The sequence below is a fragment of the Chitinophaga sp. YIM B06452 genome (assembly GCF_039655965.1).
Taxonomy (GTDB): domain Bacteria; phylum Bacteroidota; class Bacteroidia; order Chitinophagales; family Chitinophagaceae; genus Chitinophaga.
In genome coordinates, this window is record NZ_JAWLKY010000001.1 from 1,659,615 (window position 1) to 1,683,327 (window position 23,713).

Genomic DNA, 23,713 nt, shown 5'->3' on the forward strand with positions numbered 1-23,713 from the left:
TTTAAGTTTAAACACCGGATGCTACAATAATTAGTATTTAGAAAAAAATGCTAAAAATTTTAGGAGTTTTCCGGGAAATAATTATACCTTGCATTACCATTAAATTTGTAACAAATACTTACTTACTAATTCAAAGATTATGTCAAACGGCAATACTGATAAACTGAAGGCGCTCCGCCTTACGATGGACAAGATTGACAAGGATTTCGGCAAAGGCGCCGTGATGATGATGGGTGAAAAGCCCGATGTGCCGATGGAGTTCATTTCCACAGGTTCCCTGGGGCTGGACATTGCGCTGGGGATCGGCGGTTTGCCCAAAGGCAGGGTGATAGAGATATACGGCCCTGAATCTTCCGGTAAAACGACACTGGCGATCCATACCATTGCGGAGGCACAGAAAAAAGGCGGCATCTGCGCGATCATAGATGCTGAGCATGCCTTTGACAGCACTTATGCCCGCAAACTGGGCGTGGATGTGGACTCCCTCCTGATTTCCCAGCCTGACCATGGTGAGCAGGCGCTGGAAATTGCAGACAGGCTGATCCTTTCCGGAGCGGTGGATGTAGTGGTGATAGACTCCGTGGCCGCCCTGGTGCCCAAAGGAGAGCTGGAAGGCGAAATGGGGGAAAGCAAAATGGGCCTGCAGGCCCGCCTTATGAGCCAGGCCCTCCGCAAACTGACTGCCACGATCTCTAAAACCAATTGCTGCTGCATATTCATCAACCAGCTGCGTGAAAAGATCGGCGTTATGTTCGGCAACCCCGAAACCACCACCGGTGGTAACGCCCTGAAATTCTACGCTTCCGTAAGGCTGGACATACGCCGTATGAGCCAGATCAAAGACGGCGACGAAGCAGTGGGCAACCGCGTAAAAGTTAAAGTAGTTAAGAATAAGGTCGCTCCTCCCTTCCGCCAGGCAGAGTTCGACATTATATTCGGAATGGGCATTTCCAAAGTTGGCGAGCTGATAGACATGGGCGTGGAATATGGCATTATCCAGAAAAGCGGTAGCTGGTTCAGCTACGAAGGCAACAAACTGGGCCAGGGCCGCGATGCCGTGAAACAGCTCCTGCTGGACAATCCCGAGGTAGCCACCGAGGTGGAAACCAAGATCAAGGCAAAGCTGGCTGAACAAGCGTAAGGTTTGTACCCATTTCTAAAGATTTTTAAACGTTCATTAAACGTTTGTTTGGGTTAGTTTAGTAGAAGGTCCGTTGTCTAACGGACCTTTCCTTTTTCGTTTGAATTTGCAATGGATGCATTAACTTTAACGTTCATGTATTAGCATGCCAACACATTACCAGACATTAGGTATCCCTGAAACCGCATCCCTGCAGGAGATCAAATCCGCCTTCCGCAAGCTTTCCCTTCGTTACCACCCGGACCGGAACAACGGCGACAAGCAGAGCGAAGAAATATTCCGCGGCATCCTGGACGCCTACAAGGTTTTGTCTGACCCCGATCAGAAACATTGGTACGACCAGCAATTATACTACAGCCGCCAGCCAAGGCAGGACCATTATCAAAGTAATACCGGGCATTCTTACCAGCCGCCGTATGGCCAGTACACGTACCAGCAAAACGACGAAAGCTGGACATATACGCCATCGCCCCCGCCCGTAAAACCATGGTATGAAAAAATTTCCCGCTGGTCGCTCGTGCTCCTGCTCTTCTTCTTTCTTAAAATGCTGATGTTCTCGTTGAACGACCGGAAATCCTACATAGGTGAATTCGATTTCAAAAAATTCGATACCACTAAAATGGCGCTTACGTCATCCACTTTGGGTAAAGTTACATATGTAAAACTGCAGAACGGGTCGCGCATTTTGCTGGAAGACATGATAGGTCACGATCTCAATGCCTCCGTTACTCACTCCACAGACGATATCGACAACGATGGGCAAGATGAATTGCGCATCATTATTACCCGCCGTAACCAGGCGCAGTTTACCGACCGGGACATTATCCTGAAGCGAAGGAACAGTATACAGGATGTTGTGGTGAAAGAACCGGGAAGCCAAAGCAACAGTCCTGCTTATGAAGAGTTTTTTAGCCACACCGGCGGCATGTACATTGTCGGGAACAACATACGCCTGTACTTCGATAACATGGTGGAAACCTATAGATCCTGCGGCATCTGCAATGTTCCCCGGATGCCCTATAAGAGCAATAAGCCCGGCATTTACCTCGTGGCGAACAAGGGCAAATTGCAGTTTTCTATGGATTACGATTACCGCAACAGGATACTGGAAGAAAGCCTGGCATACCTTAGCAGCCGCGGTGTTCCGGAGCTGGAAAACGGCCAGGATGACGGTACACGGAAGGAATACCTGCGCCAGGTGATCACCTATTACTTCAACAACCTGGACTTTGGAAAAACGGAGACGCTGTTCCGGAAATATTATACCGGTGAGGATGAAGATGTTGTTTGGGAAGATGCCCGGTCCATTATCCGGCTCTACGCCCAAAAAATAACCTCCAATGCAGCGTTTAGCCACACGGAGGCTTTCTGAGCCACCCATCGGGATCGAACCGACGACCTGTTATTTACGAAACAACCGCTCTGACCAGCTGAGCTAGGGTGGCAACTTTACAAAAATAAACTTCTGAACAATACAGTGTATAACCCCCGGGAAAAATCCTACCGGGAAAGGGTTTCGATGGCTTCAGCGGCGGAGTTCACGAAATTAACCTGCTTCCCTTTGTTGCTTTCGAAGATAAAATCGCGGAGGCTTTTACCGGGCACTTCCGCGAAATCACCTACTATGGCGAGCCTTACGCGATAATTCGTGAACTTTTGCAGTATGTCCCCGGCTATCCCGGTTTTCAGATCGAAAAATCCGGGAGTAATGTTTTTTCCATGAATGATCACTTTATCGAACCCCTGGAAGAACAGGTTGCCTAACAGGTCCAGCCCGTCGTCTACTGTCCGGACGATCATTTCATCGGAGATCAGTTCCGCGATGCTTGTATGGCCGGCCCGGTGGGTTTTGATGGTCATGATCGCTGTTATTCCGTTTCTTCTTCTTCCTCCTCTTCTTCTCCGTGGTGCAAATTTTCTTCGGAAGTAAGCGCGTCCCACAATATGTCTTTCAGTTCCTGTAAGCCGGATTGGGTAACGGAAGAAATGAACACATGCGGCACATCTTCCGGGAGTTCGGCTGCTATGGCGGCTTTCAGCTCCTCGTCCAGCATATCGCTTTTGCTGATGGCAATGAGGAACTGCTTGTCCAGCATTTCAGGATTGTATTGTTCCAGCTCGTTGACGAGGATATTGAATTCTTTCAAATGATCAGGGCTATCCGCCGGGATCACGAACAGCAGCACCGCGTTCCGTTCTATATGCCGGAGAAAGCGGTGGCCCAGGCCTTTCCCTTCATGCGCCCCTTCGATGATGCCGGGAAGATCCGCCATACAAAAGGATTTATCGTCGCGGTAAGGCACCATGCCCAGCTGCGGCGTGAGCGTGGTAAAGGCGTAATTCGCGATCTTGGGTTTGGCGGCGGTAATAGACGAGAGAAGGGTGGATTTGCCGGCGTTCGGGAAACCTACCAGCCCAACATCGGCCAGTACCTTGAGTTCCAGCAGCTTCCAGCCTTCCAGGCCGGGTTCGCCGGGCTGGGCATATTCGGGAGCCTGGTTGGTGGCGCTTTTGAAGTAAGCGTTGCCACGGCCGCCCTGGCCGCCGGGCATAAAGATGATCTCTTCCCCGTCGCGCAGCACCTCAGCTTCTACTTCGCCGGTTTCTTCATCGCGAACGATGGTGCCAAGCGGCACTTCGATCACAATGTCTTTCCCATTGGCGCCGGTACAGTTATCGCCGCTGCCGTTCTCGCCGTTTTCTGCCAATACGTTCTTATACCAGCGAAGATGCAAAAGCGTCCACAGCTGGGCGTTGCCGCGCAGGATGAGGTGGCCGCCCCTCCCGCCGTCGCCGCCATCGGGCCCTGCCATGGCTTTGAACTTGGTGCGCATAAAATGCCTGCTGCCAGCGCCGCCGTGGCCGGATTTACAAAATACCCGTATGTAGTCTACAAAATTCTCCATAATTCAATTCTCCTCCCGGCTCAACCGGCCGGTTTTTTCTGCTGATAACTATAAACCCGCTACCAGCAAGGCTTTTTAAGGGTAGATGCTTCTTCCCCGGCTTCAGCCCCTAAAAAAGCAAAACGCAAAGATCGTAAAGTTTGGCCTTACATGATCTTTGCGTTGCAATATGTATGCTTCAGGGCGCCCGTTTACACGCGAACCCCCATCAGTTCTTCGATTTCCTTGCTAAGCAGCTCGAAAATATTTTCGATGGTGCCTTCGCCTTTCACTTTTTTCAGTTTCCCGAATTTAGCGTAGTGATCCGCTACAGGAGCGGTTTTGTTGTGGTATTCCACGATGCGTTTTTTTACCACGTCTTCGCTCGCATCGTCTGACCGGCCGGAGGTAAGCCCACGGTCCAGCAGGCGGCGTACCAGCTCGTCTTCCGGAACTTCCAGGCTCAGCACCACGGAGATGCCGGTCTTTTTCAGCGCCAGCAGCTTATCCAGCGCTTCTGCCTGCACGGTGGTGCGGGGGAAACCATCGAAAATAAAGCCGCGGGCCTCAGGATTGGAGTCCAGCTTGGTGCTGATCATACCGATCACCACTTCGTCCGGCACCAGCAAGCCCTGGTCTATGAACTTCTGCGCTTCCGTGCCCAAAGGCGTTTTTCCCGCGATCTCAGAACGCAGCAGATCGCCGGTGGACAGGTGAAGCAGACCGTATTTCTCGATAATGTTGGCACTCTGGGTTCCTTTACCGCTTCCGGGAGGGCCAAATAAAATAAGATTGACCATGTTCTTCGATAATGTATTCATCGTAAGCGACATACTTACGCCTTAAAAACGTGTTACAGTTGCCTGGTTGTCCCCAACTTCTACAGAAATGTTCTCAAAAGGTTTAAGGATTGACAGTCACGTAAGGTGCAAATATAACAAACAATTGAATGAGTTGGTAATTAATATTCAGATTGATGAATTCTTATAAAAAATATACAAAAAATAATAAAAATCCTTCAATAAAAGCCGAAAAAAGGTAGAGGAATTGAAAAACGCATTCAGCCATATGACAACCGGCTATAAATATATGTTGAATTAGTGCAATGCGTTCGCCGTCAGTCAATTCCCTGCGGGAATGAGCTTGAAAATTTTGTATGTTTAGAGCATGATGAAGCATTTTTTGGTAGCAGTACTCTCCGGACTGTTGCTTGCAGCCAATGCACAACCGGGAACCACATCACATGAAAAAGATAAGCATAAGAAGGGAAAACCCAGTCAAAGCCAGGCGGACCGCTGGGTAGACAGCGTTTTTAATTCCCTGACCCACGAAGAAAAGATCGCGCAGCTGATCATGATCCGCATGCACTCCAACCTCGGGCAGGATCATATCAACAGCGTGCTGAATGATATCCGGACTAACAAAGTGGGCGGCATGGTCACTTTCCAGGGCGGGCCCGTAAGGCAGGCCTTGCTGGTGAACCGTTACCAGGCAGCCAGCAAAGTGCCGCTGCTCGTGGCGGTAGACGGGGAGTGGGGCCTCGGCATGCGGTTCACAGACAGCGTGATGGCTTTCCCCCGCAACCTGATGCTTGGCGCCGTGCAGGACAGTGCGCTCATCTACGAAGTAGGCAAGGCCATCGGTGAGCAATGCAAACGCATGGGCATTCAATACAACTTCGCGCCTGTGCTGGATGTGAATAATAATCCCAACAACCCCGTGATCAACGACCGGTCTTTCGGGGAAGACAAATACCAGGTGGCGCGCCTGGGCGTGGCCATGATAAAAGGCATGCAGGATGCGGGGGTGATGGCTTGCGCCAAACACTTCCCCGGGCATGGCGATACCGATGTGGACAGCCACTATGATCTGCCGTCTATCAATAAAACCATTCCCCAGCTGGATTCCCTGGAGCTGTATCCTTTCCAGCGGGCCATAGATGCGGGTGTGGGCTCCATCATGATCGCGCATCTTTATATTCCCGCCATAGACGGCAAAGCCAATACGCCGACCTCCATTTCCTATAAAGCCGTTACCGACCTCTTGCAGAAAAAAATGGGCTTCGATGGCCTGATCGTAACCGATGCGCTGGAAATGAAAGGCATTTCAAAATATTACAGCAAAGGGCAGGAATCGCTGCAGAGCCTGCTGGCCGGCAACGACCTGATGGAACTGCCTTCAACCGCCAAAGGCAGCATCACCGCGATTGCGGCGGCCATCAAAAAAGGAACGATCAGCCGCGCAGAAGTGTACCGCAGGGTGAAAAAAGTGCTGCGCGCCAAGTACGACCTGGGGTTGGCGAATGTACAGCCCATCGACCCGGTGAATATTACAGAAGACCTGAATGCCGCCGTGCTGCCTTTGCGGAGGAGGATCTCGGAAGAAGCCATCACACTGCTTCGCAACGACAATCATCTTCTTCCCCTGCCTGCTACTATTGGCAACAAAAAGATCGCGGTAGTGGCTGTTGGGGTAGACGGCGGGAATAATACTTTCATCGATGCTGTGCGCCAGCACAGGGCCGATGTGGATGCATATGTGTTCAGCCCGCGGCAGTCTGAAGCACAGGTATCCGCCATGGTGAAACGCCTGAAAAGCCAATACGATGCAGTGATCATTGCCGTGCAGAACTATAGCCGCCGGCCTGCGAACGATTACGGCATTAACCGTGCGCAAAAGGCTATCGTGAACCAGCTGCAGGAGGAAATGCCCGCGGCTACCGTCGCCTTCGGCAACCCTTATGCCATCCGTTATTTCTGCGATGCGCCTACCATTATTGCTGCGTATGAAGACGATAGCCTCACCCACAAAGCCGCTGCAGGCGTGCTGTTCGGCAAGCTGGAACCCAAAGGGAAACTGCCCGTTACCGTATGCAACAATTTCCAGTTCGGCACCGGCATCACTTCGCTGAAACCTGAAGTGCGCCCCAGCCAGCTGGAAGCGGCCGTACCTGAAACCGTGGGCATGAACAGCCTCACCCTGAACCGGATCGATTCCCTGGCATATGATATGATCTACAAGGGCGCCGCGCCCGGCTGCCAGGTGCTGGCGATGAAGGACGGGAAAATGGTGTACCATAAAAATTTCGGGTTCTATGACTACAGCCGGAAAGAAGCCGTGACAGACAGTTCCGTGTACGACCTCGCTTCTGTTACTAAAATATGCGCCACCACTTTATCCGTCATGCGCCTGTACGACGAAGGCAAAATTTCCCTGGATGCCACGCTGGGCACTTACCTGCCCTGGGTGCGCGGTTCCGATAAAGAGCGCCTCGTGATCCGCGATGTGCTGCTGCACCAGGCGGGTCTTGTTTCTTATATCCCTTTTTATAAAGAGATCCTTTATGAGAACGGCTGGCCCGACACCACGCTTTTCGCTACACGCATGGATTCCCTGCACAGCCTGCGCGTGGCGGAAAACCTCTACATGGAGCCGCGGTACAACGACACAATGTTTCGCCGGATACTGGACAGCAGGCTGATACCCGCCGGCACCAGGTATATTTACAGCGATAATGATTTTATTTTCCTCGGCAAGATCGTGGAAGCCGTCACCGGCAAACGCCTGGACCATTACGTGCGCGAAACTTTTTATGAGCCGCTGGGCCTTATCACCACAGGGTTTGAGCCGCGCAGCCGCCTGCCGCTCAGTCAGCTGGTGCCTACGGAATTCGAAAATAATTTCCGGGTGCAATGGATCAGGGGCGACGTGCACGATCCCGGGGCGGCGATGTTTGGCGGGGTAGCGGGGCACGCGGGATTGTTCTCCAACGCCACCGATCTCGGCGTGCTGGTGCAGATGCTGCTGAACGGGGGAACCTATAACGGGAAATCATACATCCATCCTGAAACGATCCAAATGTTTTCCGCGTATCATTCGGAGATCAGCCGCCGTGGACTTGGGTTCGACAAGCCGGAGAAAGACAATGCCTCACGCGATGAGCCTTACCCGGCGCGCAGCGCCTCGCCGCTTACTTATGGCCATACCGGGTTTACGGGCACCTGCGTATGGATAGACCCGCAATACAAGCTGGCCTTCATTTTCCTGAGCAACCGCGTTTGCCCGAATGGCGGCGCCAATCTTAAATTATCCACGCTCAACGTGCGCGCCAATATGATGGAAACATTGTACGACGCCATGTCGCCGAAATTATCCGGAACGAACCTGCAATAAGATATGCCTTAACGAAAAGAGGGTGCGCCATAGCGGCGTACCCTCTTTTTTTATGACTGTGCGTGCCTGCTACTCAACAGATACTACGCGGTTTACCTGGAATTGCGTTTTAATGTCGATGGATTTTTCGAGTTTGTTCTTACCGTTGCGGATCTCGAACGTGTAAGCGCCGTCTTCTAGTTTTTCCAGGTTAAAGCGGCCTACGAACCTGGGGTTGCCATCCAGCACCTCTTTGTGGAGGGTGTTGCTGTTGCCGTCCTTAATGTACAGCACCAGTTTGTCCTGGCGGGGATTGTCTACCTGAACAAGAAAACGCAATGCTGCAGTTCCTTCCTGCAATACGTCTATCTTGCAGCCTCTTTTGATCATAAAGCTGGCTTCTTCAGGGGCTGTTGCGGCATGGGTTGTTTTCTCTACGGGGTTGTTTGCAAGCGCAAATACTTCATTTTGTGCTGTTGCCTGTAAGCTAATGCCCAGTATGAGTGCTAATGCCGTCAGTACTCGTTTCGGTGCGTTTACAATGCTGTGTTTCATGTTAGTCAAAATAATTTAATAGTTAACTCTAAACGGGTCAGTTTAATAAGCAGGTGTCTTTTGCTGTTCTTTCTTTGATTTTCCGATGCAAAGTTCTGACCGTAGGATTAAGCTAACATTAAGGGCGCATTAACTAAATGTGAGCAGATCATTGCCTTAATGTTACGGGTGATTGCCGGGCTAATTGGAACTAAGGTCTTTAAGCTGATTCTTCGTTTTGGTGTTAATAAATTGTTAATCGCGGAAGGCGAAAGTAGGATTATTAAACAATACAAAATGCTAACGGGCCGCATTTTTTTTGTTAATGACATTGTGTAATAAATACAATAACACGGCCCGGCCTCAATTTGAAGCCAGGCCGTTGCAGATATGGGTTTTCCTAATAATTCGGGTTCTGGGTCATCTTGCTGTTCCGGCGGATCTCGGCGGCCATTATTGGTAATAAATAATGTTTCGCCGTGAATTTCCGGTCCTGCACGCCGGTTGTTAATACTTTGTAAGTATACAGCAGGGTGTCAGGGTTCAGCTTGCCGTAAATCTCAATGGCTTTCGCAGGCCCGCTGAAAACCGTTTCAGCGATCAGCCAGCGGCGCGCATCAAAATAACGATGCTCTTCGAAGGCCAGCTCATACCGGCGCTCGTAGCGGTATTGGGCCATCAGCGCAGCGCCGGTAACGGATGCCGGGATGGCCGGCATGCCCGAACGGGTGCGGATTTCGTTGATCGCATCCCGCGCAGCGGTTTCCTGCCCCAGCGCCAGGCTTGCTTCCGCATAGTTCAATTTGATCTCTGCATAACGGAAGAAAGGCCAGGACTGGTCACCGCGGAAGAATTGCGCATCCAGGTTAAAGTCCATAAACTTTCGGAGGTAATAACCGGTGTAAGATCCGTTCCAGTTCTCGATGGGGCCGCTGCGGCTGTCCAGCCCGCTGATCACGTCTATGCCGCCGGAAGCATTTTTCTTTTCATATTTCCCGGTCTGTATCACGCCCACAGGATCGAGGCCGATGGCGTCGCTGGGGCGTTTTTTCCATTTTGTACCATTGTAAAGAATGGTAGCATAAAACCGCGGATCACGGTTGTCGTAAGGCTTTGCCGCCATCGCGGGATTGCTCCAGTTAAACGGTGTGCCGTCGCTCATCTGGTAACCTTCCACGAAATTTTCCAGCGGTACGTTGCCGCCCCAGTTATGGTAACCGTTCGGGCCGTTGTAAAGATCATGCGAAGTGCCGAGCAGTTGCTTGTTAAAGTATTTGCAGAAGATCATCTCGGAATTATCCTTATCCAGGAATACGCGGGTGTAATTATCTACGCCGGAGGACGTGGGTTTGTAAACGGAGAATTTGTTGGTGAGGATCAGCGCGGAAGCTGCGTCCTGCGCGGCTTTCCAGCGTGCCTGCCGGTCTCCGCCAACATATCCCAGTTCGGGACGGGTGTTGCCTGGCCTGTTGAAAAGATCACTGGCGGCGTAGAGCAGGATGCGCGACTTCAACGCCATGGCAGCGTATTTGGTAGCGCGGCCTTTATTGTCGCGGTCGTGCGCTTCGGGCAGCAGGGCGGCGGCTTTGTCGCACTCTGAAACAATAAAGTTCACGCATTCCTCGAAGCTGTTGCGGGGAATGAACATGGCCTCGCCGTCTGTGAGCTGGAAGATCTGCGTCACCAAAGGCACGCCGCCCCAGTATTTCACGAGCATATGAAAGAAATACGCGCGCTGGAAATGCACTTCGCCTTTAAGACGGTCGCGCTGTGTTTCATCGGTAAAAGGCACGTCGTCTACCTGCGCGAAAAAGATGTTGCAGTTGCGGATCGCGCGGTAATGTTTTTCCCATTCGCCGAAAAGGTTCAGCGCGCCCAGGTCTTCAGGGCTCATGGCTTCCGTCACAGAAGTGGTGGTGCCATAGTTGTGAATGAAGCGGCTCTCGTCCGTCATGGAGCTGAGCATTACTTCATTGAAACCGTGGCGCATCTTGGAATACATGTCGTTCACATAGGCCTGCACCATGTTCGGGTCTTTCCACACATCGTCTTCGGTGTACTCGTTGAGCGGCCTTTTTTCCAGGAAATCCTTGTTGCAGGCTGTTGTGAGCAGCATCATGCCAATAAATAAACTATAGCTGAGGAGAGTGATTGTTCTTTTCATAACGCATGTTTTAGAAGGTTACATTCAGGCCAACATTGAAGATCCTTGTCTGCGGGTAAAACTGTCCGCTGCCGGTGGGCGATTCAGGATCGAAGATCTTCACCTTGTCGAAGGTGATAAGGTTCTGGCCGCTGATGTAAAGGCGCAGATCATCCAGCCCGAGGCGCTGTTGGGTGGCTTCGGGAAGGGTGTAGCCGAGCTCCAGGGTCTTAAGGCGCAGGTAGTCTGTATTCCACAGCCAGAAAGTGTTCTGGCGGCTTACCCAGTATTCCTTGTCGCGGTCGTAAGGGCGCGGCATGGAAGCATCTGGGTTTTCGGGCGTCCAGCGGTCTTCTGCGATCTTCATCGGGAAGTTGCCGATCAGGCCGGATTCGGTGCGGATGTACTGGCTGGCTCCTGTGGCGCCCTGCCAGAGCATAGTAATGTCGAAGTTGGCATAGTCTGCGCCAAGGGTAAGGCCGTAGTTCCAGATGGGATACTCAGAACGGTTCACACGTACGCGGTCCAGGTCGTCGATCTTGTTGTCGCCGTTCACGTCCCGGAAGATCACGTCGCCGGGAATGGCGCCGCCAATGTGCGGGTACTCGTCTACAGCGCGCTGGTCGCGGAAAATGCCGATGGCCTCGTAATAAAGATTGGCGCCGATCTGCCGGCCGGTGGACTGCTGCCATTCAGGCTGGTTGGGCACTTCGTCCCAAAACAGGATCTTGTTGCGGGCAGTTGAAATGTTGGCCACTACTTCGTAGGTGAACTTGCGCACGGTGCGTTTGTGGGTCAGGTGAAGGTCGATACCCTGGTTCTGCACCTTCCCGATATTTTCATCCGGCAGCGTGAGACCGGTGTAAATGGGAATGGAAGCGGAACGCTGGGAAAGGATGCTGTGGCGGCGGGTGAAAAAATACTCCGCTTCGATGCCGATCAGCCCGTTGAAGAGCTTGGCTTCGATGGCGAGGTCCATGTTGTTGGACACTTCCCAGGTGATGTTCGGGTTCGGGATGCGGAGGGAATTGATGCCGGTGTTCAGCTTGTCTCCAATGATGGTGCCGCCTTCGGAGATGCCGTAGGTGTTCATGTACTGGAAGGGGTTGATCTGGTCATTACCCATCTGGCCCCAGGAACCGCGGATCTTGAAATAATCCACCGTGCTGCCGATGGCCGATTTCCAGAAGCTCTCGCGGGAAACCACCCAGCCTGCGGACACGCCGGGGAAGAAACCGAACCGTTTGTCGCGCGGGAAGTTCTGCGATCCGTCGTAACGCCAGTTGAAGTCGAAGAGATATTTTTCGTCGTAGTTATAAGACAGGCGTCCGAAGTAGTTAAGGCGCGCATAGTCGAACCCGCGGCCGGTATTGTCTTTTTCTTCGTTGCTGCCGGCAAACAGCTGGTCTACCGCGCTGGAGATGTAATAACGGCGGCGCGCCCAGAAGTTGTCGTTCTTCATTTCATTCCGCTCGATCGCGAAGATGGCGGAGGTATTATGTTTGCCGAAACTCTTGATGTAATTGATCTTTCCGTTGATCGTGATGCTGCTGTTTTGCGCATAATTTTCTTCCAGCTCCGGCGCGCTCACGCCTCTTTTGCTGGCTTCGAGGATGGGCTGGTTGTTGCCGTCGTAGCCCTGGAAAGTATACAGCGTCCAGGGTTTGATGAAACGTTTGTTGAAGTTGAAGGCCTGGTCCACGGCGAAGTTGGCGTCCACGAAGAGGCCTTCTACTTTCGGGATATAAAGTATCACACCCAGGTTGCTGTTGAGGGCGTACAGCCTGTCGCGCTGGTAGCCGATCTCGTTGGTGCTGGTCACGACGGGGTTGTCGCCATACTCGATGTCCGGCCCGGGCAGGCCGTTGGGCCAGCGGGCGGCTTCAGTGGGTCTGCCGCGCAGCAATGCGCGGAAGATGGAGCCCGCGCTGCGGGGCGGGAAGTTGCGGTCTTCCAGCCTGCCGGCAAGGTCCAGTTTGATGGTCAGGTATTTGTTCACGTTGGCGTCCAGGTTCACACGGGCGTTGTGCTGGCGGTACTTGGTAGCGCTGTGCTTGAAGATGCCGTCCTGGAAAAGCGTTCCGAGAGATACGTAATAGGTGAACTTGTCTGAGCCGCCGCGAAGGCTGAGGTCGTGGCGGTTCTGGCTGCTGAGGGGCTTCACCACTTCATCCACCCAATCTGTATTCGGGTATTGCCATGGGTCGGACCCGTCCGCGAATTTCTGGATCTTATCTTCGGTAAAGCTGGGCTGGTCGCCGGCATTGATGTTGATCTCATTCACGATGCGCGCATAAGTGGGAGCATCGGCCATTTTGGGCATGCGGGTAGGTTGGGTGAAGCCTTGGTTGAAGCTGTAGCTCAGCAGCGGCTTGCCGGTCTTCCCGCGTTTGGTGGTGATGAGAATAACGCCGTTGGCCGCGCGGGAACCGAAGATGGCCGCGGAAGCGTCTTTCAGCACGGAAATATTCTCGATGTCGTTCGGGTTCAGGCGCTGGTAACCGTCCCTGGGTATACCATCGATCACCACGAGCGGGTCGGAGTTGCCATAGGTGCTCCGGCCGCGGATGAGGATGCGGGAGCCGTCGTAGCCGGGCTCGCCGCTGCTGTTGATGGCCATCAGGCCTGAAACGCGCCCTACGAGGGCGTTAGATACGTTTACGGTGGGCGCCTGCTTGATCTCGGAGCCTTTCACCGTGCTCACAGACCCGGTTTTGGTCACTTTTTTGGTGGTGCCGTAACCGGTAACGACGTACTCGTCCAACTGTTTTTCTGTTTCTTTTAAAAGGATATTCACCGCCGTCAGCCCGTTCAGCGGGAATTCCTGGGTTTCATAACCGATGTATTGCAGCACCAGCACGGCCTGCGGGTCTACATCGGTAAGTGTGAAAACGCCTTTCTCATCCGAGGCCGTACCCTTGGAGGTATTGCCTTTTACCACTACGGTCACGCCGGGAAGGGAAACGTTTTTGGCGTCCCTGATCCTGCCTTTTACCGTGATGTTTTTGGAAGACGATTGTTGGTTGACGTTTTGCGCCTGGGAGACGGGCATGCCTCCGGCAAACAAGGCAAAGGCGGCCATGAGAATGGCTCCGCCATAACGTGGAATGGTCTTCATAACTGTTGCTTGTGTTGGGTTATAAAATGTTCACTGTTGTTTATACGGCTTTATCAAGATAAGGTTGTCGATCCAAGTTATCTTGTTTTTCGTTAAATATTTTCTAAAATAAGCGTATGAAGTACCCTCTTCTTTAAAGAAATAACCGGTAACTTCGGTTACAGAACCCGTCAGTTATGAAAAGGATACCCCTGGCCGGCTTTATCATTATCCTCCTGGTATTCGCCGCGTGTAAAAAAGAAGTGAGTGTGGAAGAACCTGTCACAGCCAACGCCTGTGATTATGCGCCATATACCACGGGCTCTGTTTTTGAATACGAGATGGTAGACGTGGCCACGCAGGACACGCTGGATTACACGCTGCGCGTGGAAGGCGATACGGTCTACAACGGCGACGATTTCCGCAAGCTGACGGACGATTTCACGGGAGAATATTCGCTGTTCCGCTGTGGTGGCGGAGATTATGAGCAATTGCTGGACGTGTCATCCATCCCCAACGCGCCCGCTGACCCTATCAAGACTGTTTACCTGAAAGACGATATCGCACTGGGCCAATCCTGGGAAGAACTGTTGCCTGTTACCCTGCCGGTGATCGGCGATATCAATATCACCATTACTTACACCATCATGCAGAAAGGCACAGGCAAAAATGTGCTGGGCACGCAATACAATGATGTGATCGGCGTACGCATGGAAGTGTCCGTTCCGCCTATCCTGCCGCCGGAAACACTGACCACGAATTTTTATGCAAAAGGAGTTGGGCTCATCCAGGTAGACCGGGTTGAAGACACCACCCGGCTGAGATCTTACACACTGGTTAAATAAACGGCCGCATTTATTTCCCGTCTTTCCATATCCACAAATACCTGCAGGCGTGCGTTCTGTAAGGCGCCCAGCGTGCGGAAAGCGCCATGAGCTTTTCTTTGTAGGCTTTTTTATCGGTGGGGTCGAGCTTGTAGAGCTTGTTCATGGCGGTTTGCAGCCCGAGATCGTCTGCGGCGAAAATATCTTCCCGGCCAAGGTAGAACATGAGCAGCATTTCCACCGTCCACCTGCCCACGCCTTTGATCTGCGTGAGATAAGCCAGCACTTCCGCATCTTCCATTTTGCGCAGCTTCGCATCAGTCAGTTTTTCTGCTATCACAAAGCGGGCAACGTTTTGCACGTAGCTCACCTTGGCGTTGGAAAGGCCAATGGAGCGGAGCGTTTCGGGCGGAGTGTCCAGGATCTGTTGCGGGCGCGGTTCTTTGCCGCCATATAATTGAAGGAAGCGGTTATAGATCACGTCGGCCACTTTTACGGAAAGCTGCTGGCTCATGATAGAGCCGATCAGCTTCAGCGCGATATTCTTGGTCACAGCCAGTTCGCTGAGCGGCGAAGTGATGATGTTCTTCAGCTTCTTGTCTTTACTGAGATGGGCGATATACACATCATGATGCGTCATAATCAGTATTTGAAAGGTTCTCCGTAGAGCAGGCCCAGCAAAGGCTGGCCCACAGCGGTGAGGGTCTGCCGGTCGATCACTGAAATATTATCGTTCGTGGTATGATGGTGCGGCATCAGCTCGCCGCTGGGGCGGGTGGCAATGATGTCGAAGGTGGGCACTTTCAGGATATTGTTCACATAGGTATGATCGTCTTCGATGTAAAACGGGCCATTGGAGGGCGTTTCGTAGCGGAAATATTCCGAATACCCCAGCTGGTTGGCCACATCCCAGAAGAGTTTCATCTGTGCGGAAGCGAATTGCTGGGAAGTGCCTTCCATGTAAAAACGCGCTCCGCGCGCGCCCACCATGTCCAGCAAAATGCCGTAAGCGGCGGTGTAGCCGGGTATATGCGGTGTGCGCGCCCAGTATTGGGTGCCCAGGCAATAGTCTTCACCATAATCTTCCACGTCGGTAAACAGGAGGTCTATACCATAACCGGGCTTCCTGGCATTGAGATGGCGCGCTGCTTCCAGCAGTACGGCCGTGCCGCTGGCGCCATCATCCGCTCCATCGAAGGCCTTCTTCGGGTCGAATGCATCTTTGTCCGCAACGGGCCGCGTGTCCCAGTGTGTCAGCAAAAGGATGCGCCTTTTTTGGGCAGGATTAAAGGATGCGATGATATTGATGCAGGGAAGATTTTTTCCCTGGGCGTTCACATTCACGCGCTGAACGTATACGGTATCGGCTAAAGGCCGCAGGCTGGAAATGAGCCAGGCGGCGCATGCGGCCTGCGCTTTGGTGCCGGGTATACGCGGGCCGAAAGAGACCTGTTTTTCGACATAGGCATAAGCACTGTCTGCCGAAAACGCGGGCGCAGCAATGATTGCGGGTTTTTTCGCGGCAGTGTCTGCAGCGGCTGGCGGCCTCTTGCCGGTATTACAGGCCGTAAAAGCAATGGCGGCCCAAAGAATGTACTTCCGCATTATTTACTCGATGGCGTATGTAACGGTGCCGTCTTTCTCATCTTTCAGCTGGATGCCGATGGAAAGCAGCTGGTTCCTGATCTTGTCTGAAGTGGCGAAATCTTTTTTGCCTTTGGCTTCCCTGCGGATGTCTATGAGCAATTGCAGCACGCCGTCCAGCTTGTCGCTGTCCTCGGGCTTTTCAGGCTGCAGGCCCAGGATATCGATGAGGTAGGTTTGCCAGGTGACTTTCAGCAGGTCGAACGTTTCCTGGCTGATCTCATGCATTTTTACCTGTCCGCCGCGGAGGGAATTGATCACGGGGGCCAGCTCAAAGAGATTGGCCAGCACTTTCGCGGTGCTGAGGTCGTCGTTCATGGCGGCGGCGCAATCGCGGCACCATTCCTGCACCTGTTTATCCAGCTCTTCGTTGAGGCCTGCGCCATTGCTGCTGTAGCTGAGCTTTTGCAGCACTTCGTAGGCGTACCAGAGGCGGGCAAGACCTTTCTCCGCGGCTTTGAGCGCGTCGTTGGAGAAGTCCAGCGTGCTGCGGTAATGGGTCTGGAGAATGAAGAAACGAATGGTCATAGGGCTGTAACCCTTTTCCAGCAAGGGATGCGTGCCGGCGAACAGCTCCGTCAGGCGGATCACGTTGCCGTAGCTTTTGCCCATTTTTTTCCCGTTGATGGTGATCATGTTGTTGTGGATCCAGTAACGGGCCATCATTTCCCCATGGGCTACTTCGCTTTGGGCAATCTCGCACTCGTGATGGGGGAACTGGAGATCCATACCGCCCCCGTGAATGTCGAATTGTTTACCGAGATATTTGCTGCTCATGGCGGAGCATTCAATGTGCCATCCGGGGAAACCCTCGCCCCACGGGCTTGGCCAGCGCATCAGGTGCTCCGGCGGCGCTTTTTTCCAGAGGGCAAAATCGACCTTATTTTTCTTTTCATCCTGGTTGTCCAGCTCGCGGGTGGTTTCCAGCTGGTCTTCGATCACGCGGCCGCTGAGGATGCCATAATGATGATTTTCGGAATATTTTTTTACGTCGAAATAAACGGAACCGTTGGCTTCGTAGGCATATCCGTCTGCCATGATCTTTTTGATCATTTCTATCTGCTCCACGATGTGGCCGGTGGCCGTAGGTTCTATGCTGGGCTTGAGGTTGTTGAACTGTTCCATGGCCCAATGGTAGAGGTTGGTGTATTTCTGCACCAGCTCCATGGGTTCCAGTTTTTCAAGCAGGGCGCCTTTTGCGATCTTGTCTTCCGCGGCGCGGCCTTCTTCTTCAAAATGCCCCGCATCGGTGATGTTGCGCACGTAGCGCACTTTGTAGCCCAGGTGCAGCAGGTAGCGGAACAGCACGTCGAAGGTGATGAACGGCCTGGCATGCCCCATATGCGATTCGCCGGATACAGTAGGTCCGCACACGTACATGCCCACATGCCCGGGATATAACGGAGTGAATAATTCTTTTTGTCGGCTTAGGGTATTGTGTAGTTTTAGCTGTTCTGACATATCAATTGATTCGGTCGGCGAATTTCGGATTTTATCACCCTAATTTCGAATTTTTTAGCCAAAAGCAGCAGACAAATTACGAATGGCGCTCGTCAGCGGTTCAGCTTCAGGTTCGTGATCACCGGGTAATGGTCGCTGAGGCCGGAGTGGATAGTGCGGAAACCTTTTACGGTAAAGGCTTTGTCTGCGAAAATGTAATCTATCCGCAGTGTGGGCGAAATGCCGGAAAACGTGCGCCCGATGCCGCTGCCTTTTTGGAGGAATGCGTCCTGCAGGTTGCCTTTGACGGTGAAGTAGGTGTAAGATGCGGGCGTATCATTGAAGTCCCCGCAAACGATCACGGGGTGCGGGCTCGTTCTGATGAAATCAGCCACTATATTGGCCTGGCGGCTGCGGCGGATGTATGCGTCGCGCATTTTGTAGATGATGCCTTTGGCGGCCACGAGCCCGGTATCTTCCTGTTTCCTGATCTTTTCGATGCTCTGGTAATCCTGCGCGTTGAAGCGGTACGATTCCAGGTGCATGTTCACGATCCGGATCGTGTCTTTCCCTTTCCGCACGTCCGCGAAAATGAGGCTTTCGCCCAGCGGGCCGGGAGAGAGCTTCACTTTGTCCGACTTTAGGATGGGGTAGCGGGAAAAGATGATGCTGCCCCAGTGCTGGCTGCCGCCGCGGTTAAAGTCGCTGGAAAAGAAGCGGTGCGGCATGTTCATCAGGCTGCTGATGTCTTCCCGGTTATTAAAATCCCCGGGTTTTTCCGAAGTATAAAAATCCTGCAGGCACAGCACATCCGGGCGCTGCTGTTCTATCAGTTTAAAGATCCCTTCACGCACGGGTTTGCTGTCTTTTTTCGCATACAGGCCAAACAGGGCTACATTGTAGCTCATCACGTTAAAAGTACCTTCAGGTTTATTGCTGGTTTCCCAGTCAGACGGCCAGCGGATGGCAATGAACGCGGAAACGGACTTCCAGCCGAGCAGCAGGGCGATGAGCGGGATGAGCGCATATTTCGGGTGGAAGATCAGCCAGAATATCATGAACAGCAGCAGCGCGATCAGCAGGAAAGGAAACCCGAGGGTGATGAAACTGATCGGCCAGAACCTCACCGGCGATATGAAAGGCACCAGGCAGGCAAGGAGAAAAAACAGAACAACAACAATGTTCACGGTAAGGAAAAACCCTTTGGTAAATAGTCGTAAAAATTTCAACAAACTAGATATTTGGCCGCTATAAATTTAACGCATTAAAAAACAACGCGTTAATAAATTTAGCGCTTCGTTGTGGAACAACCATTTTCGTATTTGAATTCATTTTATTGTGACACGGAATCAGCGTTCGAGGGATAAACGCGCCATCACGGGAAAGTGTTGCAATCCTTTTTCGCGGTAGATGGAAAAATCTTCCACGGTAAATTCTTTGCCGGCCAGCACATAATCTATGCGAAGGGTGGGCGAGAGCGCGGAAAAAGTCCGTCCGAAACCGGAGCCCATTTCCAGGAACGCGTCCTGCAGCGCATCGCCGCGGATGGTGCGGTAGGTATACGAAAGGGGAATGTCGTTGAAATCGCCGGTTACCACCAGCGGGTATTTGCTGCGGCTGATCTCGCCGGCCATGATCTGCGCCTGGCTCGCCCGGCTCGCAAAGCTGCGGCGCATTTTGCCCATCATGGATTTGATCTTCCCGCCGTCAGGATTGCCCATGGCCTGGTAGTCGTGGCCGTTCAGCTTGTAAGAAGAGAGGTGGCCCGTGAGCACCTGTACAGTATCTTTATGTACCAGCAATTTTACGCTTATGAGATCCTCATTGCCTTTGTATCCGCCCCGGAACGCGATCCTGGCGGTATCTACGATGGGGAAGCGTGAAAAGATGACAGTGCCCCAATGCCAGGTCTTCCAATTGGTATAATGTTTCGCGAAATAGTGATAAGGATAGCCGCCGGTATGGGCAATGTTTTCCAGGTGCGGCTGCTGGTCCGGGTGTTCATTGGTATAGAACTCCTGGATGCAAAGCACATCCGGCCGGGCCGCTTTCAGGATATGATAGATATGCTCCCTTACCTTTGGATTCTCCGAATAGCCAGACAGCCCCATGGAGCTGGAGTTGAAGGTCATCACGGTAAACGACCTGTCCGTGGCGGTCTTGCCGGAACTGAAGAGGTTGAAGCCCCAGGAAAGGGCCATGCCGCGGAAAGAGATCATCAACGCAAAAACGGAAATGAGCCAGTATTTTTTGCGGGCGATCAGCCAGCCGGGAATGAAAATAACGGAAAGCAGCCACAGGAAAGGGAAAGCGAGCCCTGCAAACCCGGCTGGCCAGAAGGTTGCGGGGTTCATCATTGGTAAAAAAGCGGAGCAGATCAGGCCGGCGGCGATGAGCACATTTCCATACAGGAACAGGCGGTGGAAAAAAACAGGCACAGGTTTCACTTGCGGGTGTTAACGTTTATAACACTAAGATACTTTACCGCCTTGATATTTGCTGTAAAAAAGAGGTTAAATCCCGGTATCCTGCTCCCTGCTGGCGCGGATCAGAATTTCCCTTTCCTCGGCGCTGAGGCTTTTGAAACCCTGTTCGTTGATCTTGTCCAGCAGCTCGTTCACCTTGTGCTCAGGTACATGGCCTACTTTCACGTAGGGAACGGGGTTGCCTTTACGGTCGTGCTTTTCGGGCTCGGGCAGTTCTTCGTTGCCTGTTCCGGGTTTGGGATGGAACATATGGGTAACGTTGAAGATCACTTTGCTGACACCCGCGCCCCATTTGCTATTATTCCCGGAATCGAACATAAAGCCCATGAATGTACCGCTGGCGATGAACATAAATCCCAGGAAAGCGCCGCCCAGCAGGTATATCAGCGAACTGGTCCTGCTGTTGCCGGTGAATACGGCGGTGAGGTGAAGGGCAATATAAATGCAGGTGATGATCCAGATGGGAATGCCGCCTTTCAATACGAGGGGAAAAACGCGGTTGCCGGGAGCGAGGGCCGTGAGCCCGATGGCAATGGCCATCACGCCCGCGCCTGCGCCCATCATGCCGGGACCTGCGGCCGCAAGGGGTCTCAGGCCGGGGATGAGGTTTACGCCGGTCACATAAAAAGCAAAACCGCAAAGGCTGCCGAAAACATATAAAGGTATTACCAGTCTTATGCCTGAAAACTGCTGTAGCAGGGAGCCGAAGCAATAGAGCCAGATCATGTTGGAGAACACATCCCAGAATGCAACGTGCGTGAACATGGCCGTGATCAGGGTCCACGGTTTGGTGAGGAGGGTCATGGGCTGCGCAGAAACGACCGCATTCCGGAGGATGTCCCTGTCAAAATCAGCGATGGTATGATCTTCCATCTGGTAAATGATCTTGATGAAGTACAACAGGATGTATACGGTGATATTCACGAGCAGTAGCTGGGTTACCATATTCCTCTCTTCCCCCAGTGACAGGCGGGGCATCCGTTCTTTTTCGGCTACTTCCATGGTTCTGGTGTTTGTATACAAATTTAAGATTTTGCGCTCAATAAAAATCCCGCCGGTTTCGTTTGTTCCAGATCTTTAAAAGGATGTAAGCAAATAACACGCCACCAAGGTGCGCGAAGTGCGCCACATTGTCGCCGCCTGAGTTTTTGAACCCTAAGAACAGCTCCAGCAGGATGTATCCGCCGATAAAATATTTTGCTTTGATAGGGAATGGAATGGGCAAAATAAAAAGGAAGCTGTTGGGAAAAAGGTACCCGAACGCAAAGAGCACCCCGAACACGGCGCCGGATGCGCCTACTGTGGGAATGTTGCGGTACAGCTCCGCGAAATTGGAAAGATACAGCCTCGCATAGGTGATCATATCGGCGGATTCAGGAGGCATGGCCGCCCATGCATCCCTGAAACTCTGGAAGGTAATGGTGCGGGGGCCTTCCGTAATGGTGAAGCCCGCCAGGCCATATTTATCATAGATCTTCACGAAAGTGTCGAAAGACGGATTGACGTTGAAGTCCTGCAAGGCAGCCGTGAGCTGCATATTGTCATACGTGAGCACGCTCAGGTGACACAAAGCGGCGCCGATACCACAGACCATATAAAATATCAGGAAACGTTTGGGACCCCAGCGGTTTTCGAGGGTGCTGCCAAACATCCATAACGCGAACATATTGGAAAAAAGGTGCGCAAAGCCCCCGTGCATAAACAGGTGAGTGATGATCTGGTGCGGGCGGAAAAGCTCCGAGCCCCAGTAGTGCAGTCCGAACATCACATCCAGGTCTATCTGGAACAGGTTTTGAAGCGTGACCTGCGCGAGATAGACCAATCCGTTGATAATGAGGAGATTCTTTATTACGAGGGGTAACATCTCAAATCTCCCGGGCCTGAATTCACTCATTTTCGTGTATACTTAATCGTTATGGTTACTGTTTCACTGTTCAATACCTGCGCTGCAGCAGCGCTACGTTCTCGATATGATGGGTGTGCGGGAACATGTCTACCGCCTGCACTTTTTCCACGGTGTATTTTTCACTCAGCAGGGCAAGGTCTCTCGCCTGGGTTGCCGGATTACAGGACACATACACGATCCGCGGGGCCGCCACTTCCAGGAGCTTCGCCGTCAGCTTTTCGTGCATGCCCGCCCTGGGCGGATCTGTAATGATCACATCGGGTGCGCCGTGAGCGGCAAAAAATGCATCGTCGCAAATATCGATCACATCCCCTGCAAAAAACGTGGCGTTTTTCACATCATTGGCCGCCGCATTTTCTTTTGCATCGTCTATCGCCTCTTTAATAAGCTCAATGCCAACCACTTTGGCCGCCTGCCGGCTCACAAATATACCGATGCTGCCGGTACCGCAATACAGGTCGTACACGGTTTCCCTGCCGGTAAGGCCGGCGAACTCCCGGGTGATGCGGTACAATGCTTCGCCCTGGTAGGTATTGGTCTGGAAAAATGACTTGGGGCCTATCTTGAAGGTGAAATCCTCCAGTTTTTCCTCCACATAGCCTTTCCCGTAGAACACGCGCGGTTCCAGGTCAAAGATACTGTCATTCTTCTTCGGATTGATGGTGTAAAGCAGGGTAGTGATGGCCGGAATCTTCTCCAGCAGGTGATTCAGCAATGCTTCACGCTCTTCTTTGTCCTCGTGGTGGATCACCAGGTTCACCATTACCTCGCCCGTAGTGCAGATGCGCAGCACGAGGTTGCGCAGCCAGCCCAGCTGCTGGCGGATGTCGTAAAAGGACAGCTGCCGTTCTTCCGCCCAGCTGCGGATCGTATTTTTGATCAGGTTGGCCGGCTCTTCCTGCAAATGGCAGGTTTGAATATCCAGCACCTTGTCGAATAACCTGGGTATGTGAAACCCCAATGCGTTGCGGCGGGGCCAGTCTTCCCCGGCGGCTCGTATCTCTTCGTCTGTCAGGTAGGCTTTGTTGGAGAAGGTGAATTCCAGCTTGTTGCGGTAGCGGCGCGTTTCCTTTGCCCCGAGTATCGGGGGCATGGAAGGCAGTTCCAGGTGGCCGATGCGGCGCAAATGGTCTTCCACCTGCTGTTGCTTGTAAGCCAGCTGCTTTTCATACGGCAGCATCTGCCATTTACAGCCCCCGCACAGCCCGAAATGCTGGCAGAATGGCTCCACCCGGTCAGGGGAAAGGGTATGGATGCGGATGGCCTTGCCTTCGGCCCAGTCTTTTTTACTTTTACTGAGCTTTACATCCACCACATCGCCGGGCACCACGCCGCCTTCAATAAAAACGACCTTACCGTCTACCCGCGCCAATGCCTTGCCTTCAGCGGCATAAGCGGTTACGGGCACATTTTCAAGAACAACATTTTTTTTCCTCACGGGTGCAAAGGTAGGACGGTTTT

The 23,713-nt window shown here is 52.5% G+C and carries 18 protein-coding genes and 1 tRNA gene; 4 read left to right on the forward strand and 15 right to left on the reverse strand.

Annotation, left to right across the window (positions count from 1 at the left end; genetic code table 11):
- The first annotated feature begins 139 nt into the window (after nt 1-139).
- Nucleotides 140-1,141 (forward strand): recombinase RecA, encoded by a 1,002-nt coding sequence (gene recA, locus R3I13_RS06585; protein WP_346317134.1) that lies wholly within the window; start codon nt 140-142, stop codon nt 1,139-1,141.
- 145 nt (nt 1,142-1,286) lie between these two features.
- Entirely contained in the window at nt 1,287-2,513 is a 1,227-nt protein-coding gene (locus tag R3I13_RS06590) for a J domain-containing protein (protein WP_346317135.1), read from the forward strand.
- Here the strand turns inward: R3I13_RS06590 and R3I13_RS06595 are convergent.
- The 4 genes from R3I13_RS06595 to R3I13_RS06610 form a co-directional block, all read right to left on the reverse strand.
- A tRNA-Thr gene (locus R3I13_RS06595) sits at nt 2,513-2,586 on the reverse strand. The genes R3I13_RS06590 and R3I13_RS06595 overlap by 1 nt on opposite strands.
- A gap of 55 nt (nt 2,587-2,641) precedes the next feature.
- A complete protein-coding gene (locus tag R3I13_RS06600; protein ID WP_346317136.1) occupies nt 2,642-3,001 on the reverse strand; it encodes a DUF4180 domain-containing protein in 360 nt (119 codons plus the stop codon).
- 8 nt (nt 3,002-3,009) lie between these two features.
- Nucleotides 3,010-4,047 carry a GTPase ObgE gene (obgE, locus tag R3I13_RS06605; protein WP_346317137.1) on the reverse strand — a complete coding sequence of 346 codons (1,038 nt, stop codon included), beginning with the start codon at nt 4,045-4,047 and terminating at the stop codon, nt 3,010-3,012.
- Nucleotides 4,048-4,238: 191 nt separating this feature from the next.
- Nucleotides 4,239-4,847 carry an adenylate kinase gene (locus R3I13_RS06610; protein WP_346317138.1) on the reverse strand — a complete coding sequence of 203 codons (609 nt, stop codon included), beginning with the start codon at nt 4,845-4,847 and terminating at the stop codon, nt 4,239-4,241.
- A 346-nt stretch (nt 4,848-5,193) separates the two neighbouring features.
- On the opposite strand from R3I13_RS06610, the gene R3I13_RS06615 reads away from it, so the two are divergent.
- Nucleotides 5,194-8,199, forward strand: coding sequence for a glycoside hydrolase family 3 N-terminal domain-containing protein (locus tag R3I13_RS06615; RefSeq protein WP_346317139.1), 3,006 nt, complete (start codon nt 5,194-5,196; stop codon nt 8,197-8,199).
- A gap of 69 nt (nt 8,200-8,268) precedes the next feature.
- Here the strand turns inward: R3I13_RS06615 and R3I13_RS06620 are convergent, their stop codons facing one another.
- The 3 genes from R3I13_RS06620 to R3I13_RS06630 form a co-directional block, all read right to left on the reverse strand.
- Nucleotides 8,269-8,733 (reverse strand): hypothetical protein, encoded by a 465-nt coding sequence (locus tag R3I13_RS06620; RefSeq protein ID WP_346317140.1) that lies wholly within the window; start codon nt 8,731-8,733, stop codon nt 8,269-8,271.
- A 379-nt stretch (nt 8,734-9,112) separates the two neighbouring features.
- A complete protein-coding gene (locus tag R3I13_RS06625) occupies nt 9,113-10,876 on the reverse strand; it encodes a RagB/SusD family nutrient uptake outer membrane protein (protein ID WP_346317141.1) in 1,764 nt (587 codons plus the stop codon).
- Nucleotides 10,877-10,886: 10 nt separating this feature from the next.
- Nucleotides 10,887-13,973, reverse strand: coding sequence for a TonB-dependent receptor (locus tag R3I13_RS06630; protein ID WP_346317142.1), 3,087 nt, complete (start codon nt 13,971-13,973; stop codon nt 10,887-10,889).
- Nucleotides 13,974-14,149: 176 nt separating this feature from the next.
- Between R3I13_RS06630 and R3I13_RS06635 the strand changes: the two genes are divergently transcribed.
- A complete protein-coding gene (locus tag R3I13_RS06635) occupies nt 14,150-14,797 on the forward strand; it encodes a hypothetical protein (protein WP_346317143.1) in 648 nt (215 codons plus the stop codon).
- A 10-nt stretch (nt 14,798-14,807) separates the two neighbouring features.
- Here the strand turns inward: R3I13_RS06635 and R3I13_RS06640 are convergent, their stop codons facing one another.
- From R3I13_RS06640 to rlmD, 8 genes are all read right to left on the reverse strand, one after another.
- Complete coding sequence (locus R3I13_RS06640) at nt 14,808-15,416, reverse strand: DNA-3-methyladenine glycosylase 2 family protein (RefSeq protein WP_346317144.1); 609 nt, start codon at nt 15,414-15,416, stop codon at nt 14,808-14,810.
- Nucleotides 15,417-15,418: 2 nt separating this feature from the next.
- Nucleotides 15,419-16,381 carry a M28 family peptidase gene (locus tag R3I13_RS06645; protein ID WP_346317145.1) on the reverse strand — a complete coding sequence of 321 codons (963 nt, stop codon included), beginning with the start codon at nt 16,379-16,381 and terminating at the stop codon, nt 15,419-15,421.
- Between the two features lie 3 nt (nt 16,382-16,384).
- Nucleotides 16,385-17,881, reverse strand: a complete 1,497-nt coding sequence (gene cysS / locus R3I13_RS06650; protein ID WP_346317146.1) for a cysteine--tRNA ligase — start codon at nt 17,879-17,881, stop codon at nt 16,385-16,387.
- Between the two features lie 92 nt (nt 17,882-17,973).
- A complete protein-coding gene (locus R3I13_RS06655) occupies nt 17,974-19,089 on the reverse strand; it encodes an endonuclease/exonuclease/phosphatase family protein (RefSeq protein WP_346317147.1) in 1,116 nt (371 codons plus the stop codon).
- Between the two features lie 120 nt (nt 19,090-19,209).
- Nucleotides 19,210-20,307 (reverse strand): endonuclease/exonuclease/phosphatase family protein, encoded by a 1,098-nt coding sequence (locus tag R3I13_RS06660; RefSeq protein ID WP_346317148.1) that lies wholly within the window; start codon nt 20,305-20,307, stop codon nt 19,210-19,212.
- A 66-nt stretch (nt 20,308-20,373) separates the two neighbouring features.
- Nucleotides 20,374-21,348 carry a rhomboid family intramembrane serine protease gene (locus R3I13_RS06665; protein WP_346317149.1) on the reverse strand — a complete coding sequence of 325 codons (975 nt, stop codon included), beginning with the start codon at nt 21,346-21,348 and terminating at the stop codon, nt 20,374-20,376.
- Between the two features lie 37 nt (nt 21,349-21,385).
- Complete coding sequence (locus R3I13_RS06670) at nt 21,386-22,240, reverse strand: rhomboid family intramembrane serine protease (RefSeq protein ID WP_346317150.1); 855 nt, start codon at nt 22,238-22,240, stop codon at nt 21,386-21,388.
- A gap of 40 nt (nt 22,241-22,280) precedes the next feature.
- Nucleotides 22,281-23,690: a 23S rRNA (uracil(1939)-C(5))-methyltransferase RlmD gene (gene rlmD / locus R3I13_RS06675; RefSeq protein WP_346317151.1), complete on the reverse strand. Its 1,410-nt coding sequence runs from the start codon at nt 23,688-23,690 to the stop codon at nt 22,281-22,283.
- Nucleotides 23,691-23,713 lie beyond the last annotated feature (23 nt).

What these genes read in the sequence shown, in the direction of transcription:
- R3I13_RS06665 (WP_346317149.1), bottom strand. Translation starts at nt 21,348, where the DNA reads ATGGAAGTAGCCGAAAAAGAACGGATGCCCCGCCTGTCACTGGGGGAA.
- R3I13_RS06630 (WP_346317142.1), bottom strand. Translation starts at nt 13,973, where the DNA reads ATGAAGACCATTCCACGTTATGGCGGAGCCATTCTCATGGCCGCCTTT.
- recA (WP_346317134.1), top strand. Translation starts at nt 140, where the DNA reads ATGTCAAACGGCAATACTGATAAACTGAAGGCGCTCCGCCTTACGATG.
- obgE (WP_346317137.1), bottom strand. Translation starts at nt 4,047, where the DNA reads ATGGAGAATTTTGTAGACTACATACGGGTATTTTGTAAATCCGGCCAC.
- R3I13_RS06620 (WP_346317140.1), bottom strand. Translation starts at nt 8,733, where the DNA reads ATGAAACACAGCATTGTAAACGCACCGAAACGAGTACTGACGGCATTA.
- R3I13_RS06600 (WP_346317136.1), bottom strand. Translation starts at nt 3,001, where the DNA reads ATGACCATCAAAACCCACCGGGCCGGCCATACAAGCATCGCGGAACTG.
- R3I13_RS06590 (WP_346317135.1), top strand. Translation starts at nt 1,287, where the DNA reads ATGCCAACACATTACCAGACATTAGGTATCCCTGAAACCGCATCCCTG.
- R3I13_RS06645 (WP_346317145.1), bottom strand. Translation starts at nt 16,381, where the DNA reads ATGCGGAAGTACATTCTTTGGGCCGCCATTGCTTTTACGGCCTGTAAT.
- R3I13_RS06610 (WP_346317138.1), bottom strand. Translation starts at nt 4,847, where the DNA reads ATGAATACATTATCGAAGAACATGGTCAATCTTATTTTATTTGGCCCT.
- R3I13_RS06640 (WP_346317144.1), bottom strand. Translation starts at nt 15,416, where the DNA reads ATGACGCATCATGATGTGTATATCGCCCATCTCAGTAAAGACAAGAAG.
- R3I13_RS06670 (WP_346317150.1), bottom strand. Translation starts at nt 22,240, where the DNA reads ATGAGTGAATTCAGGCCCGGGAGATTTGAGATGTTACCCCTCGTAATA.
- cysS (WP_346317146.1), bottom strand. Translation starts at nt 17,881, where the DNA reads ATGTCAGAACAGCTAAAACTACACAATACCCTAAGCCGACAAAAAGAA.
- R3I13_RS06635 (WP_346317143.1), top strand. Translation starts at nt 14,150, where the DNA reads ATGAAAAGGATACCCCTGGCCGGCTTTATCATTATCCTCCTGGTATTC.
- R3I13_RS06615 (WP_346317139.1), top strand. Translation starts at nt 5,194, where the DNA reads ATGATGAAGCATTTTTTGGTAGCAGTACTCTCCGGACTGTTGCTTGCA.
- R3I13_RS06625 (WP_346317141.1), bottom strand. Translation starts at nt 10,876, where the DNA reads ATGAAAAGAACAATCACTCTCCTCAGCTATAGTTTATTTATTGGCATG.